The 13256-nt window shown below is 42.6% G+C and carries 20 protein-coding genes; 11 read left to right on the top strand and 9 right to left on the bottom strand.

Annotated features, from left to right (window positions below):
* Positions 1 to 113: 113 nt before the first annotated feature.
* Together FYJ53_RS18095 and FYJ53_RS18090 are read left to right on the top strand one after the other, a co-directional pair.
* A complete protein-coding gene (locus FYJ53_RS18095; protein ID WP_154557571.1) occupies positions 114 to 269 on the top strand; it encodes a hypothetical protein in 156 nt (51 codons plus the stop codon).
* Entirely contained in the window at positions 266 to 1366 is a 1101-nt protein-coding gene (locus FYJ53_RS18090) for a murein hydrolase activator EnvC (protein WP_154557570.1), read from the top strand. The genes FYJ53_RS18095 and FYJ53_RS18090 overlap by 4 nt, the downstream gene beginning before the upstream one ends.
* 69 nt (positions 1367 to 1435) lie before the next feature.
* Here FYJ53_RS18090 and FYJ53_RS18085 read toward each other — a convergent pair whose 3' ends face one another.
* Positions 1436 to 1921 (bottom strand): TspO/MBR family protein, encoded by a 486-nt coding sequence (locus tag FYJ53_RS18085; RefSeq protein ID WP_148430646.1) that lies wholly within the window; start codon positions 1919 to 1921, stop codon positions 1436 to 1438.
* A gap of 377 nt (positions 1922 to 2298) precedes the next feature.
* Between FYJ53_RS18085 and FYJ53_RS18080 the strand changes: the two genes are divergently transcribed.
* Positions 2299 to 3216, top strand: coding sequence for a ketopantoate reductase family protein (locus FYJ53_RS18080; RefSeq protein ID WP_154557569.1), 918 nt, complete (start codon positions 2299 to 2301; stop codon positions 3214 to 3216).
* Positions 3217 to 3360: 144 nt separating this feature from the next.
* On the opposite strand, the gene FYJ53_RS18075 is transcribed toward FYJ53_RS18080, so the two are convergent.
* On the bottom strand, positions 3361 to 4245 hold the full coding sequence (locus FYJ53_RS18075; protein WP_154557568.1) for an SDR family oxidoreductase: 885 nt from the start codon (positions 4243 to 4245) through the stop codon (positions 3361 to 3363).
* Between the two features lie 199 nt (positions 4246 to 4444).
* Here FYJ53_RS18075 and FYJ53_RS18070 point away from each other — a divergent pair, with 199 nt between their 5' ends.
* The gene (locus FYJ53_RS18070; RefSeq protein WP_013380587.1) at positions 4445 to 4612 is read left to right on the top strand and encodes a hypothetical protein; all 168 of its coding nucleotides are present in this window, start codon (positions 4445 to 4447) and stop codon (positions 4610 to 4612) included.
* Between the two features lie 60 nt (positions 4613 to 4672).
* Here the strand turns inward: FYJ53_RS18070 and FYJ53_RS18065 are convergent, their stop codons facing one another.
* Positions 4673 to 4885, bottom strand: coding sequence for a hypothetical protein (locus tag FYJ53_RS18065; RefSeq protein WP_013380586.1), 213 nt, complete (start codon positions 4883 to 4885; stop codon positions 4673 to 4675).
* A 75-nt stretch (positions 4886 to 4960) separates the two neighbouring features.
* A complete protein-coding gene (locus FYJ53_RS18060) occupies positions 4961 to 5242 on the bottom strand; it encodes a hypothetical protein (RefSeq protein WP_013380585.1) in 282 nt (93 codons plus the stop codon).
* Positions 5243 to 5424: 182 nt separating this feature from the next.
* Here FYJ53_RS18060 and FYJ53_RS18055 point away from each other — a divergent pair, with 182 nt between their 5' ends.
* The 5 genes from FYJ53_RS18055 (at position 5425) to FYJ53_RS18035 (ending at position 9562) form a co-directional block, all read left to right on the top strand.
* The gene (locus tag FYJ53_RS18055) at positions 5425 to 6132 is read left to right on the top strand and encodes a response regulator transcription factor (RefSeq protein WP_148429037.1); all 708 of its coding nucleotides are present in this window, start codon (positions 5425 to 5427) and stop codon (positions 6130 to 6132) included.
* Entirely contained in the window at positions 6129 to 7046 is a 918-nt protein-coding gene (locus tag FYJ53_RS18050) for a sensor histidine kinase KdpD (protein WP_154557566.1), read from the top strand. Before FYJ53_RS18055 ends, FYJ53_RS18050 begins: the two co-directional genes overlap by 4 nt.
* Positions 7047 to 7133: 87 nt before the next feature.
* Positions 7134 to 8057, top strand: a complete 924-nt coding sequence (locus FYJ53_RS18045; protein WP_154557565.1) for an ABC transporter ATP-binding protein — start codon at positions 7134 to 7136, stop codon at positions 8055 to 8057.
* A complete protein-coding gene (locus FYJ53_RS18040) occupies positions 8050 to 8808 on the top strand; it encodes an ABC transporter permease (protein ID WP_148429031.1) in 759 nt (252 codons plus the stop codon). The genes FYJ53_RS18045 and FYJ53_RS18040 overlap by 8 nt, the downstream gene beginning before the upstream one ends.
* Before the next feature lie 10 nt (positions 8809 to 8818).
* Positions 8819 to 9562: an ABC transporter permease gene (locus FYJ53_RS18035; RefSeq protein ID WP_154557564.1), complete on the top strand. Its 744-nt coding sequence runs from the start codon at positions 8819 to 8821 to the stop codon at positions 9560 to 9562.
* A 53-nt stretch (positions 9563 to 9615) separates the two neighbouring features.
* Here FYJ53_RS18035 and FYJ53_RS18030 read toward each other — a convergent pair whose 3' ends face one another.
* The gene (locus tag FYJ53_RS18030) at positions 9616 to 10461 is read right to left on the bottom strand and encodes a pirin family protein (RefSeq protein ID WP_154557563.1); all 846 of its coding nucleotides are present in this window, start codon (positions 10459 to 10461) and stop codon (positions 9616 to 9618) included.
* A 224-nt stretch (positions 10462 to 10685) separates the two neighbouring features.
* On the opposite strand from FYJ53_RS18030, the gene FYJ53_RS18025 reads away from it, so the two are divergent.
* Positions 10686 to 10982 (top strand): hypothetical protein, encoded by a 297-nt coding sequence (locus tag FYJ53_RS18025; RefSeq protein ID WP_013380578.1) that lies wholly within the window; start codon positions 10686 to 10688, stop codon positions 10980 to 10982.
* Between the two features lie 61 nt (positions 10983 to 11043).
* Here FYJ53_RS18025 and FYJ53_RS18020 read toward each other — a convergent pair whose 3' ends face one another.
* From FYJ53_RS18020 to FYJ53_RS18010, 3 genes are read right to left on the bottom strand one after another with little or no spacing between them, the layout of a single operon-like run.
* Positions 11044 to 11457, bottom strand: a complete 414-nt coding sequence (locus FYJ53_RS18020) for a S24 family peptidase (protein WP_154557562.1) — start codon at positions 11455 to 11457, stop codon at positions 11044 to 11046.
* A gap of 20 nt (positions 11458 to 11477) precedes the next feature.
* Positions 11478 to 11747, bottom strand: coding sequence for a barstar family protein (locus FYJ53_RS18015; RefSeq protein ID WP_148429025.1), 270 nt, complete (start codon positions 11745 to 11747; stop codon positions 11478 to 11480).
* 15 nt (positions 11748 to 11762) lie between these two features.
* Positions 11763 to 12224 carry a ribonuclease domain-containing protein gene (locus tag FYJ53_RS18010; protein WP_154557561.1) on the bottom strand — a complete coding sequence of 154 codons (462 nt, stop codon included), beginning with the start codon at positions 12222 to 12224 and terminating at the stop codon, positions 11763 to 11765.
* A 151-nt stretch (positions 12225 to 12375) separates the two neighbouring features.
* Between FYJ53_RS18010 and FYJ53_RS18005 the strand changes: the two genes are divergently transcribed.
* Positions 12376 to 12921, top strand: coding sequence for a GNAT family N-acetyltransferase (locus FYJ53_RS18005; protein WP_013380574.1), 546 nt, complete (start codon positions 12376 to 12378; stop codon positions 12919 to 12921).
* Positions 12922 to 12977: 56 nt separating this feature from the next.
* Here FYJ53_RS18005 and FYJ53_RS18000 read toward each other — a convergent pair whose 3' ends face one another.
* The gene (locus tag FYJ53_RS18000) at positions 12978 to 13250 is read right to left on the bottom strand and encodes a GNAT family N-acetyltransferase (protein ID WP_013380573.1); all 273 of its coding nucleotides are present in this window, start codon (positions 13248 to 13250) and stop codon (positions 12978 to 12980) included.
* Between the last annotated feature and the right edge of the window lie 6 nt (positions 13251 to 13256).

Raw genomic sequence — 13256 nt, 5'->3', positions numbered from 1 at the left:
AACAAGAAGCTGAATTCAGATAGATCTTTTTTGTTTTTATAAGCACGGCTCAATCTATTAATCTGTCATTTTGTGTTATAATGGAAATACTATTTGAAAGCCAGGAGGAAAACATGAAAAAGAAGTCAATTTTCTCTTTGACATTGGTATTATTATTTTTTGTATCGACCGTTCTTTCGCCGGTTTATGCTGAATCCGAGGAAGAGCTTCAGAAAAAAAGGCAGAAGCCAGTCAGAAGAAGGCAGAATACGAGTATCAAATTGATATGAAGCAGAATACTGCCGAAGGAATTGAAAATGAGATCAATAAGGCCGAGGAAAAGATTAAGACCATAACAGAAAAGGTCAACAGCTTTGACGGCCAGATCAGCGAGATCAATACAAATTTGGAAGCCAAGAACCAGCAGCTTGCAGGCACCCAGGCAAAGCAGGCCGAACAAGAAAAAGACCTGGAGGAACGCTTGAGAGTCATGTATATGTTTGGCAATGAGGGATATGCCAGCGTTCTCTTCTCTTCAACCAGCTTTACCGATTTTATCGCCAAGGCGGATATGGTTCGCCTGATTGCCCAGGCTGACCGAAACGCCGTTAACGCTTTGGAGACCACAGTAAAACAGGTCAAGACCCAGCAGGAAGAGATAAAAGCTGATAAGCAGAAGTTGGAATCCTTGAAACAGGAGCAGGAAATTGCTTTAGCCAGCCAGAATGATATTAAGGAACAGGAAAAAAATCTCTTAGCTAACAATCAGCATGTTATCGACGAACTGCAGGCTAAAGTAGAAGCAGAACAGGCAGTTTACGATGCAGCAGATGACGAATTGGCCAGATTGGCTGTTCAAGGTGAAAATGAAGTTGGACAGGGGAATGTGCCAGGTAACACTGGTGACAACGGCGAAGGAAATGAAGGCACAGGGGATAATGGTGGAGGTAGTGAAGCGCCTGCTCCTGACCCGGGACCAGCACCTTCTGTAGGTCTTATTTGGCCTATTTCATCAGAATACCACCCTATAGCATGGGACGATATGTTTGGTGATCGTATCCACCCTGTGTATGGTACATGGACATGGCATAGCGGCTGTGACATGGCTGCCCCGGGTGGTACATCAGTTTGGTCACCTGGTGATGGGGTTGTAACATTTGCTGGTTGGAACGGTGGTTATGGAAATTGTATCATGATTGCTGTTGATGGAGGAACTGTACTCTTTGGACATTTAAGCTCCATTGATGTTTCTAAAGGACAGTCAGTACGTCAGGGACAGCATGTGGGCGCTGTTGGCACAACAGGAACTTCAACCGGCAATCACCTTCATTTAAGTTTCCTGGTCAATGGGAACTATGTCGATCCATTAAACTATATGCACTGGTAATAAGATAACAATAAAAAAACAAGGTACTGGATAAAATCAAGTACCTTGTTTTTTTCTTTGTTACGAGAGTTACTTGTTTTTGTACCAGACAGACGCATTCAGGCAGAGAGCAAAAGAGACCCAGAGAATGTAAGGAATCATGAGCTTTGCGGCTGTTTTACTTACCTTGGCGTACTCTTTAGCAGTATAGAGAATTGTCAGGAGGAGAATGGTCATTTCAATCAAGGCTGTGCCCCTTAAATGAAATTTGAAAAACAGAAAAGACCAGATGAAATTAAGACTGAGCTGAAGTCCGTCGGATTTTTGAACAGTTGTTTCCTGTTCTTCATCAGCGGCTTCGAGAGCTTTGTATTTGGCAAGTCCCATCAGTGTATAAAGCGTTGTCCAGGCAACTGGAAATGCCCATTTGGGCGGTGCGAAATTAGGTTTATCCAACTCAGAGTACTCTTTGACATCTTTAGATATAGCTTTGCCAACTACAGAACCAACGGCCAGAGGGACAGCTAAACAGGCAGCCAGGCGTTTTGTGTTTGTTTTTTTTAGTAATTTAGACATGATAATCAATCCTTTCGATAATGTTTATAAATAATTTACCCCGAGTCTTTCCACTAAAACTAAACGTACTAATAATCTGAAGTTTTACTAAAGCATGAGTTATCCTGAGCGCAAAAGGTATATATAGTAAAGAAAGTAAATAGAAAGTGAGTGACAGAGCATGTATATATTGATCGGATCAGGTATTTTTTTAGCTGGCGTTTTTGCCGGCATTGTAATTACATCTTTAATGGTCGTCTCAGGACAAAGTAATCGCAACCGGTTTTAATTTATACTATATAGAAAACAGAAGCAGATGAACTGCTTCTGTTTTTTGCACAAAATTGGACTTAGCCCCAGGAATATGGGATAATAAATAAAAACACCACGAGGCAGAAATGAAAATAAATAAAATCGCATTAATCGGCGCTGGTGCGCTTGGTGTCCTGTATGGAAACCGTTTGACCGAAGCTTTTGGTAATGAACGTGTTTATTTTATCGCTGATCATGAGCGTGCTGCGCGTTATCAGAAAAATCCTTTTACCTGCAATGCAAAGATATGCGACTTTCGCTATGTTGAGGACACCATAAAGACAGAAACTGCGGATCTTATAATTGTCGCGGTAAAATATACCAGTATTGACAATGCCGTAGAAAGTATCCGTAATTTTGTTGGTAAGGAAACCGTGATTATTTCACTGCTCAACGGTATTGCCAGCGAGAAGGTAATCGCCAGATCCTTTGGGCAGGAGCATTTGCTTTACTGTGTAGCCCAGGGAATGGATGCGGTGAAGGAAGGGCCGCACGTACACTACGATAACGGCGGTATTTTATTGCTTGGGAGCCAGGATAATACTAAAACAGGGCATTTGGAGGCTGTCGCAGAGATATTGGAAGAAGCAGGTATTCCTTATAAAATTCCTCAGGATATTCACTATTGCCTATGGAATAAGCTCATGCTGAATACTGGTGTCAACCAGACAGCGGCGGTTTTTGCTACAAATTATGGAGGGCTGCAAAAAGAAGGCAAGGCCAGAGATATGATGCTGAAAGCCATGGAAGAGGTAAAAACAGCGGCAGCGTACGAGGGAGTCCACCTGACAAAATCGGATATTGCAGAGTGGATGCGGGTTTTGGATACCCTGAATCCTGAGGGAATGCCCTCTATGCGGCAGGATACCAAGGCACACCGTAAAACTGAGGTGGATTTATTTTCAGGAACAATTTGCAGTCTTGGGAAAAAATATGGCTTTGAGACGCCAGTCAATGATTTTCTTTATGAGCAAATACTTAAAATAGAAGCATCATATGATTAAAAAAGCCTTCATAGGGGTAAAATAAAAGCAGCCGTTTAAAACGCGGCGGGATCGAAGAGATCTCTGGGATACCCTTCAGTGTGACTGAGGGGTATTTTTTCGTGAAAAAAGCCAGCTTAGGCTGGCTTCTATAATCGGAAAAGTCTATCCATTAACGACTTCGCCGCCGTTTACATGAATCACCTGCCCAGTTACATAGCTTGAGTCACTGCTGGCAAGGTAGACATAAGCCGGCGCCAGCTCGTAAGGCTGTCCAGGCCGTTCAAGAGGAACATCTTTGCCGAACCGTTCAACATGCTCTTGGCTGAAAGTAGCTGGGATAAGCGGCGTCCAAATGGGTCCAGGAGCAACACCATTTACGCGGATCGATTTATCCAGAATCTCCTGATTACCTGACAGCGCACGGGTAAAGGAGACGATAGCCCCCTTTGTGGAAGAATAATCCAGAAGGGTAGAACTCCCGCGATAAGCAGTCACAGAGGTTGTGTTGACAATGGCGGCCCCTTTACTAAGATGGGGAAGTGCAGCCTTAACCATGTAAAACATGCTGAAAATGTTTGTTCGGAAGGTTCGGTCAAGCTGGGCGGGCGTAATGTCAGTAATACTTTCTGCCACGTGCTGTTCACCCGCGTTGTTTACCAGGACATCAATACGGCCATACTGGTCAACGATCTGCTGGACGGCTTTCTGTGCAAAGGTATCATCACCGACATCACCCTTTATTGAAAAACACGCTGCTCCCAGCTCCTTCACCCGCCTGACAATGGCTGCTGCGTCATCATCAGAGTCCAGATATAGAATGGCGAGATTGGCGCCTTCCTTGGCAAAAGCGATGGCTACAGCGCCGCCGATTCCACTGTCTCCGCCAGTAATGACAGCGACTTTGTTTTTTAGCTTTCCGCGGCCCTTATATTCCGGGCTTTCCATTACAGGCTCAGGGGAAACATTTTTTGTAGAATCGTCGATATAATAGCCTTTTTGGGGTTCCTGAGTTTGTATGTTTACATGATTTTCATTTTCTTTTTTCATAATAGTATGCCTTTCTTTTGAGATGTTTATATTAATTGGATACCCGATTCACCTTTTAAAGCGACAATAAGCTTTTTGATTTTAGATTCACTAAAGCTTTTCAGTTTCTGAATAAAAGCTTGAGCATTTGTAAGAAATGATAAAAGGACATAAACTTCGGGTAAACAATTGTTAACAATTATTAATGGAGGAACCTATTATGAAAGATGATAAAAGAATTGAACCAACCAATGACGGCGAAGGCGTAATTGAACAGCGTGCCGGTGAAAAGGAACGCCCGACCAATGATGGTAAGGGTATGGAAGGCAATGACAAGGATAAAAAATTCTTTGGCGCGAGAGCCTTAGAAGAAGACGAAAAGGAATAATTCTTAAGAGATACAAGCTGCGCGGCTGCGCAGCTTTTTTGATACAAAAAAAGAAGTCTGTCAGGACTTCTTTTGCTGAGGATCATAAATCCAAAAGCTGCCGATGGGCGTATTGTTGTTATCAACCTGACAGCCAAGGGCTTCGGCTGCCTGCTGGACATCCTCTTGCGAGAAAATCTCAAAAATATTTACTTCTATCTGTCCATTTTCGTTAAAGGTGTTTTTTGCCATCAGGTCGGAGAGATATTCTTTTAAAAATGTAGTTTTGTCCATGTTCAAACACTCCTTTTTTCAAGTATGAATAAATCATACCCAAAACAGGTGAAAACAAAGCAGACAAGTCTGATATTATTGATTTTTCTCTTTTTGCTTCTGGTACTTATAGACCTTCCATCCAATGGGGATGGCGATAATGGCCAGAATGATTAAAATAAAGATAAGCCAGGTAAATGCCCGCTGCAGATAAAAAACAGAGGACTGAACAGCAAAACTGAAGCGAATGCCGACAACCATGCCGATGACAAAAATAATGGCAATTCCTACAACGTATAAAATAATCTTTGTTTTAAAGTTATTTTTCTTTTCAGGCTCTTTTTCCTGTTGGGCTTTTTCCATTTCTTGATCCTTCATGGGGACCTCCTTCTAACGTTTGATTTTAGTATAACCAATTTAGTTTAAAATTAACAGAAATTTCTAGTCAAACAGCGTTAAAATCTTAATAAATCTGTTGGTTAAATTTAAGAATTTTTAAGTTGTCTGTCGTGAGAGACAGGATTATACTGAAATTAAACTTAATGAATGAGGAAGAAAAAATGCGTGAGAGAATATTGATAATTGATGACGATGTGGAGCTTTGTTCCCTGCTTTTAAGATGCCTTGAGCGCGAGGGCTACGAGGTGTGTGCTGCCCATACCGGGGCTGCGGGACTAAACCGTCTGGATGAGAAAGAAGCCGTATTGGTTATTCTGGATGTGATGCTGCCCGAGATGAGCGGGTTTGCTGTTCTCTCCGAGCTCCGAAAAACAAAAAGTATTCCGGTATTAATGCTGACGGCAAGGGACAGTGAGAAGGATAAGGTGCAGGGTCTAAAAACCGGCGCAGATGATTATCTGACAAAACCCTTTTCTATCAATGAATTCATGGCCCGCGTAGACTCCCTTATCCGGCGGTTTACTGTCTTAAATCGTGAAAATCCCTGCAAAGAAAAGAGCCTTATCTTTAAAGGCGGTTTGTTGATCAATCCGGTGGAGAGAAGCGTCAGCGTACAGGAAAAAGAAATCGAGCTGACGAACAAAGAATTTGACTTGCTTTATTTTCTGGCAAAAAACCCTGGACAGGTTTTTACGAAGAAACAGCTATACACACAGATATGGCAGGAGGATTATGCCTTTGATGATGGAAATATGATGGCTTATATCAGCAAGCTGCGAAGAAAAATTGAGAAAAAAGAGCAGGAGACAGCTTATATTCAAACTATCTGGGGGGTGGGTTACCGTTTTAACAAAGGGGCTGTTTTATGAGCGCCACAGCTTTAACTATCCTGTGTCTGGTACTTGCCGCGGTTGTTTTGATTCTGTGTAGCCTGCTACTTAAAGTTAAAAAGCGCTTGATAAAAGCCTGTGCCATTCTTGAGGAGGTCGAGGCGGGCAACTTTAACCGACGAATTTTAGCGAGAAAAGGGGATATGACCGCAGAGCTGTGCTATAAAATCAATAAAATTGTTAAAAACAGTGAATGTGAGATTGCTTCGCTGAAGAAAAATGAAAAGGCAAACAGGCAGCTGATGACCAGTTTGTCCCACGATGTCCGTACCCCTCTCACTTCCCTTATCGGTTATTTAGACGTACTGAACAGCGGAAAGGTAGAAGCAGAGGAGCGAAAAAGATATCTGGGTATTGCCTGGTCAAAGGCTTATGATCTCAAGGACTATGTGGACATTCTCTTTGACTGGTTCAAGCTGGAATCAAAGGAATATCATTTTTATTTTGAAGAACGCGACATATGCGAGCTCACCCGAGATGGGATCATTGGCTGGATTCCGTTGTTTGAGGAAAACGGCCTTAATTACACGGTTCATATTCCAGATGAAGAATACAAGGTTTGGATTGATGCACGCTCCTGGAATCGTATTCTGAATAATCTTATCCAAAATGCTGTAAAGCACAGCGGCTGTTCCGCGCTGGAAATCGGCGTTGAGCGAACTCAAAACAGCATGAAGCTATGGGTAAAAGATGATGGAAGCGGCATTGTCCCCGACCAGCTGCCCTATATTTTTGAAAGACTGTACAAATGTGACGCATCGAGGAGTGGTGCGGGCAGCGGCCTTGGACTGGCCATCACAAAAGAACTGGTTCAGGCAAATGGGGGAACCATTCAGGCAGACAGCGCTTTATGCCAGGGAACCATTTTTACTGTTACTCTGCCCTTGTGTTAAAAGCTAGAAAAAAGCAAGGTTTTGGCAATGGTTATACAAGCTGTTTTTCCTATACTGATAAGTAGAAAAGAACGAGGAGGAAAGCAGATGCAAAAACTGATCATTCAAACAAAAGATTTAACCAAAATCTACGGGGAACAAAACGTAGTAGATCGTGTCAACATTCATATAAGACAGGGAAAGATTTATGGCCTTTTAGGCCGAAATGGTGCGGGCAAAACTACGATTATGAAAATGATGATGGGCCTTACCCGTATAACGAAGGGAGAAATTGAAATTTTCGGCCAAAGAGTTGAGACGCATCAGAAAGACATTTATCCCCGTATTGGTGCGATCATTGAAGCCCCAGGCTTTTATCCAAATCTTACAGGAGCAGAAAACCTTAATGTGTTTGCCAGGCTTAGAGGAACAGTAAGTCTGGATGCAGTTAATGAAGCGCTGGAGCTTGTGGGGCTTCCCTATAATGATAAGAAGCTTTTTTCAAAATACTCACTGGGCATGAAGCAGCGCCTCGGAATCGCAAATGCCATCATACACGATCCCGAGCTGCTGATTCTCGATGAGCCAACTAATGGACTGGACCCCATCGGCATTGCTGAAATCCGGAAGTTTATCCGTTTTCTAAGTGAGGAACGTGGAAAAACCATTTTGATATCAAGCCATATTTTGTCAGAAATCGCGCTTCTGGCCGATGATATTGGCATACTCCATAATGGTGTGCTTCTGGAGGAAAGCAGTCTGGCTACTTTGCAGAAAAAGAATGAATGCTATATTGCCTTTAGAGTCTCCTCGACTGCCAAAGCCGCCAGAGTGCTGGAGGAGTTTTTCGGAATCACATGCTATGTTATCGAGAACGACCACAATATGAGGGTGCTGGACACGAGCATGGATATCGCAGAGATTAATAAAGCCTTTATAATGAATGAAATCGCAGTGAGCCGATCGGATCTGTGTGAGGAAACTCTCGAGGATTATTTTAAAAAAATTACCGGAGGTGAGGGGATTGCTTAGACTGATACAGGTCGAATTTATGAAAATCAAACGGCAGAAATTTATTATTTTGACCCTGCTGGCATCGCTTTTGGTGCCGTTTCCGTGGTGCATAGTGTGTATTCGTGACAACCTGGGCTTTCAAAATCTTTTTCAGGGTATGCTGGTTTACGGAGGTTTGCTGTTTCTGCCATGCGTGCTTTGTATTGCGGCGGCCACTTTGTTTTACAGAGAGGAAGATTATGACACCCTCAAAAATATTTTAATGGTGCCAGTAAGTAAAACCTCTCTTGTTCTATCCAAGATGACAGTACTGCTTGTCTTATCTGCGGTCTACTGTTTTTTAGGGCTGTTGGTCTGCATTCTTCTGAGTTTTTTTCTGCTGAACAGCGGATTGTCAGAGTTCAGAATAACAGCGGTGCAGGATACGCTGATGCTGGCTGTATTTGTATTTTTGGCCATCACCCCTATGATTACAATCATGCTGCTGTTTAAAAAAGGATATATCTTTGCGGTAATCATATCCTTTATTTACGCTATCGTCAGCTTTTCCCTTCTTTTAATCGGTGTAAAGGTTATGTTTCCCATGATGGCGGTTTTTCAGCTTGCTATCATGCAGCATAATTTGAATATCGAAAGACTGCCACAGGAGAGTATTGAATTTTACCATTATCTCATGTATCCAACCGGGGTATCGCTTACCTGTTTGATTGCAGTAGCTCTGGCCTCGATCGGGCTGGCCGTCTTTATTTATAAACAACAGGAAGTTTAGGAGGGATTATATGAGTACTTTAATAAAGGTAGAAATTCTCAAGCTTAAGCGCTATAATATTTTAATTTTGGGAGTATGTACCACCTTCGGAACTGTGATGATCGCAGTATATCAAGCATGGAGTATGCGTTTTTATGGTATGGATTTTTCTGGGATAGCCGATTTTGTTCTCTGGGATGGGCTGACCCTATTAATGCCCTTTACAATTGCGCTCATCGGTGGCTTTATTTTGAAGCGAGAACTCACAGACCACACTCTGCCCGCTGTATTGATGGTGCCGGTTTCAGAATCAAAGCTGCTGGCAGCTAAGCTTATTATTACCGCTACTGTCACTGAGTTTTTAGTGCTTTTTGAGTACATCATGACCATTGGCGCGGCTTTTATGCTGGGCGTTGGCGGGAGTATCACAGGCATACTGCTGCTCAGCTATTTTTCTAAATTTATGCTCATCGGGCTTACTACTTTCATCGCAGTGCTGCCCCTTTTTGTTGTCACAGCTTATTTTAGAAAAGGGTATCTGGGCAGCACCATCTTGGCTTTTTTTATGGGCTTTCTGGGAATTATGGCAGCAAACAGCCCCACCTTTGTAAATTTGTGGCCGTTGACCGCAGGCCTAAGTCTCGTTGATTATCAGAGCTCTGGGGCAAAATATAATTATTATAATCCTATCGTTTCCACGATGGTTCTGAGTCTTGTTTTGCTCTTCACTGTGATCATGGTACGCAGGACAGGGAAGCGGAAAAAGGACTTTTAAACCCAAAAAGGTGCCGGCATTTAAGCATTGCCGGCACCTTTTCAGATTTCAGATTAACGGATAGCTTTATGCTTAATAAAGGTACCTTCTTCCAGCTCCTCAAAAGCATGCATGAGCTCATCTCGGGTATTCATAACAATGGGGCCGCCCCAGGCCACTGGCTCATCAAGACGTTTGCCGGAGAAAAAGACAAACCGGGAATCCTGTCCATCTGGAGCTTTAACTGTGATGGCGTCACCAGAGCCAAACAGTACGGCCGTCTTTTCATCAATATTTTTCCCTTCGATCACTGCGTCACCTTGAATCAGGAAAATAAAGACATTGTCTTCCGTTTTAGTGGGAAGGGTAAGTGATTTTCCGGCCTTTACTGTAACATCGTAAAGAGTTGCCTGAATGTGACGGGGTTCTACGCCTTTGACACCTTCATATTCACCGGAAATCACACGGACCACTGCTGTATTACTTTCCTTTATCCTGATCATGTCGCCTGTGATATCAAAATAAGCGGGATCGGCCATTTTTTCATCTTTCGGAAGGTTGATCCAGAGTTGAAGCCCAAGCATGTGATCTGAAGGCTGTGGCATTTCCTGATGGAGAATACCACTTCCCGCAGTCATCCACTGGCTTTGACCAGATTTGATTGAGCCTTTATTGCCAAGGCTGTCCTGATGCTCAATATCTCTCTCGATAAGATAGGTGACCGTTTCAATCCCTCTGTGGGGATGGAAAGGAAAGCCTTTTATATAATCGTCCGGATTTTTTGAATCAAAGGAATCCAACATCAAAAAAGGATCAAAATCCTGGACGTCATTATTACCCAATACTCTTACCAGATGAACACCTGCGCCGTCAATGGCGTACTGCCCTTTTACTGTTTTGGTTATTTTACGTTCTGACATAAAAACACCTGCTTTCGTGGTTTAAAATTACTTGTATTCCGTAATGAATACATCATGTAAGAAAAGATTTACCCATAAAGGAAAGGTCTAATGGCCGATTAAGAATTTATTAAGGTTTAAAAATAAATAATAGCTGGGTTTAAAAGGATGTGTCGCAGTGACCTTGCCGAATAAGCGAATTTATGATATAATTTATAATCATTATGAAGTATGGAGGAAGGGTAATGGATAAAAAAGATTATGAACTTGTTGACAAGCCTATGAAGAAAGCTTGCATTGATCCTGAACGTTATTATGGCGAAATGATGGCTATTATAAGATCCGGTGAAGTCATTCCGTATCCCGCATATGCCGCCTTTACAACAACACCGGTGATTGAGCGTATCCAGAGGGCGTCTGAGGATGATAAGATCTGCATTGCCCGATATCTGTTTAAAAACGCACATAATGAACTGGAGGTCAACAATATTACAGAATTGCCCATGACGATGATTAAAGAAATAAAAAAAGCCTTAGACTAAATGAATAAAAAAGAGATGTACAATTGTACATCTCCCGCAGGGCCGTTTTAAACGGCCTTTTTTAATTGATACGGACGGCGCCCTCCACAACGCCTAAAATTTGTATAGTATCTTTGGGATAGGTCTCTTCCTCATAAAACTCGGTATTGAGAGGCTTTAGGATGATCGCATCCTCTGTGATGCAGACCCGGCGCAACCGCACACTTCCATTTTCGAGAAGAATCAGTGCGTCCTGGCCATCGCAGCAGGTTTCCTGAAGGCGGACGTTTAGAATATCGTCTTTGTAGTAACGGTCAAACATGCTGTGGTCACGCAGAGTGACCATGATATAATTGCGGCCGTTTCGGCTTTTACTGGGGAGGGTTTCCGCAGTGTATTCCGGAGGTTCTGGCGTTTCAATAGTGCCGTCAATATTGACGATGGATGAAGTGATGTTGGAAGGGATAAAGAGTTCTACATTGTCATTCCAGTTCATATTTATTTAACGACCTTTCTTTATAAAAAAACAACCTGTAAAAATGTGTTTTCCACAGCGGCGTCCATCAATACCTGCCGCAGCTTTTCGCCGTAAGGGCCAAGGTGAGCTTCGGCGGCATTGAAATGGATTATTTCAAGCCTGGTACTGGTGCCGATGCTTGTGAGAGAATCCCAGAGGGCATCGAGGTTTTTGCCGTAATAATCATGGATTTCAAGCTTTTTTTCAATATACGCGTGGGTTTCCTGGATACTAACCATACGCTGACCGTCAAGGGTAATAGTTCTCATGACTCAGTCACTCCTTTAAAACGTAATTTCTTTAAAGCTGTTGTAGTGATCATTGGTATAATAAATCAGACCATCACTTGAGTAGATGATTCTTTCCGAGCCTCGGTAGCCGCCTTCATAGTTGATATCGCACTCTTTCCAGATGCGGCCTTTAGCCTCAGGAAGTTTTTTATCATAGTTTCCAAACCGGTCACCACCGATGCTTTTTCCCTTTGCCACCTTATCCAGATTTCCTTTCTGGCTGTCCCAGCCCAGCTTTTGAGCTTCTTTTTTAGTAATAAAGTTGGTGGGCAGCTTCTGGTATGTGTGTATATAAAGCGCTACGTCCTCCTTGGAGGTGTAGGTGCCGTTTTCTGTAATTTGCGGGGCGCTGCCGCTATCAGTGTCTGTACCTGTTGGCGATGTGCTGCTGCAGCCTGTTATCAGGAGTGCGACCATCAACAGGGGCAGGAGTGCTCTAAATAAACGCTTTAGCATTAATGATTTCCTTTCTTTAAAGTTTGAATCAATTATATCATAGTCATCCTAAAATTTGAATGCTGTATATCCTGTTGGATTTAAGGGGTTTTTAATAATCCCTCGTTATACTGTAATAAGTGTTAAAAATTTGCAGATACATAAGGGGAAAATGATGACTGAAGAAAGCTTTTTTGAAACAGCCGATGAGACATCCTTTGACGAGGCATTTGAGATATTAGACGCTTCGTTTCCAGATACTGAAAAACGCTCCTATGAGGGGCAGAAAGCACTTTTAGAGCAGCCGGATTATAAGCTTTTGATCAAACGGACCGATATGGGCAGAACCATCGCGCTGTTGGGCGTCTGGGTTTTTGATGATTTTGATTTTATCGAGCATGCTGCAGTGTCTGAGAAGGCAAGAGGCGGCGGCATCGGAAGCCGAATATTCAAGGAATATTTTAAGGAAAATGACCGGATGATTTTTTTAGAGGTAGAGCATCCCAATGAGGAGGATGCAAAACGCAGGATCAAGTTTTATAAAAATCTGGGTTTTCATCTTAATCAGTATGAGTATTATCAGCCGCCGTTAAGACCTGGAATGCCAGAGCTGCCGCTCTATGTTATGACCTACCCGGATCCAATTGACGAGGAACAGTTTGAGTACTGTAAGAGTGTTTTAATGGATACCGTTTATCATAAATCATTAAAACCATAACTGTAAATATAAAAGCCTGCCACTGTAGAAGCTTACAGTGGCAGGCTTTTTATGTATCATTCGGCCAAAACACTTTTATAGGAAGGGTTGTTTGCAAATTCGGATACGGCAAAGGAACAGAGCGGTGTGATTTTTTTATGTCTGTCCCTGGCGTACTGAACAGCCTTTTCGACCAAAGTGCCGCCGAGTCCTCTTCTGCGTGCGGCAATGGATACACCTACATGTGTAATAATCCATTCATCACCATTTTGAGTAAAATTCAATTCACCCAATTCGGTGCCATATTCATCAGTTGCCAGAATGCGATTTTCTTCCAGTTTATACGTCATTGTTAA

Source organism: Eubacterium sp. BL-380-WT-2B, from assembly GCF_009696115.1.
GTDB lineage: Bacteria > Bacillota > Clostridia > Eubacteriales > Eubacteriaceae > Eubacterium > Eubacterium callanderi.
This window is presented reverse-complemented; position numbering and strand designations above follow the sequence as displayed.

Coding starts and splice junctions, on each gene's coding strand:
- FYJ53_RS18095 (WP_154557571.1), top strand. CDS start 114: ATGAAAAAGAAGTCAATTTTCTCTTTGACATTGGTATTATTATTTTTT.
- FYJ53_RS18090 (WP_154557570.1), top strand. CDS start 266: ATGAAGCAGAATACTGCCGAAGGAATTGAAAATGAGATCAATAAGGCC.
- FYJ53_RS18085 (WP_148430646.1), bottom strand. CDS start 1,921: ATGTCTAAATTACTAAAAAAAACAAACACAAAACGCCTGGCTGCCTGT.
- FYJ53_RS18080 (WP_154557569.1), top strand. CDS start 2,299: ATGAAAATAAATAAAATCGCATTAATCGGCGCTGGTGCGCTTGGTGTC.
- FYJ53_RS18075 (WP_154557568.1), bottom strand. CDS start 4,245: ATGAAAAAAGAAAATGAAAATCATGTAAACATACAAACTCAGGAACCC.
- FYJ53_RS18070 (WP_013380587.1), top strand. CDS start 4,445: ATGAAAGATGATAAAAGAATTGAACCAACCAATGACGGCGAAGGCGTA.
- FYJ53_RS18065 (WP_013380586.1), bottom strand. CDS start 4,885: ATGGACAAAACTACATTTTTAAAAGAATATCTCTCCGACCTGATGGCA.
- FYJ53_RS18060 (WP_013380585.1), bottom strand. CDS start 5,242: ATGAAGGATCAAGAAATGGAAAAAGCCCAACAGGAAAAAGAGCCTGAA.
- FYJ53_RS18055 (WP_148429037.1), top strand. CDS start 5,425: ATGCGTGAGAGAATATTGATAATTGATGACGATGTGGAGCTTTGTTCC.
- FYJ53_RS18050 (WP_154557566.1), top strand. CDS start 6,129: ATGAGCGCCACAGCTTTAACTATCCTGTGTCTGGTACTTGCCGCGGTT.
- FYJ53_RS18045 (WP_154557565.1), top strand. CDS start 7,134: ATGCAAAAACTGATCATTCAAACAAAAGATTTAACCAAAATCTACGGG.
- FYJ53_RS18035 (WP_154557564.1), top strand. CDS start 8,819: ATGAGTACTTTAATAAAGGTAGAAATTCTCAAGCTTAAGCGCTATAAT.
- FYJ53_RS18030 (WP_154557563.1), bottom strand. CDS start 10,461: ATGTCAGAACGTAAAATAACCAAAACAGTAAAAGGGCAGTACGCCATT.
- FYJ53_RS18025 (WP_013380578.1), top strand. CDS start 10,686: ATGGATAAAAAAGATTATGAACTTGTTGACAAGCCTATGAAGAAAGCT.
- FYJ53_RS18020 (WP_154557562.1), bottom strand. CDS start 11,457: ATGAACTGGAATGACAATGTAGAACTCTTTATCCCTTCCAACATCACT.
- FYJ53_RS18015 (WP_148429025.1), bottom strand. CDS start 11,747: ATGAGAACTATTACCCTTGACGGTCAGCGTATGGTTAGTATCCAGGAA.
- FYJ53_RS18010 (WP_154557561.1), bottom strand. CDS start 12,224: ATGCTAAAGCGTTTATTTAGAGCACTCCTGCCCCTGTTGATGGTCGCA.
- FYJ53_RS18005 (WP_013380574.1), top strand. CDS start 12,376: ATGATGACTGAAGAAAGCTTTTTTGAAACAGCCGATGAGACATCCTTT.
- FYJ53_RS18000 (WP_013380573.1), bottom strand. CDS start 13,250: ATGACGTATAAACTGGAAGAAAATCGCATTCTGGCAACTGATGAATAT.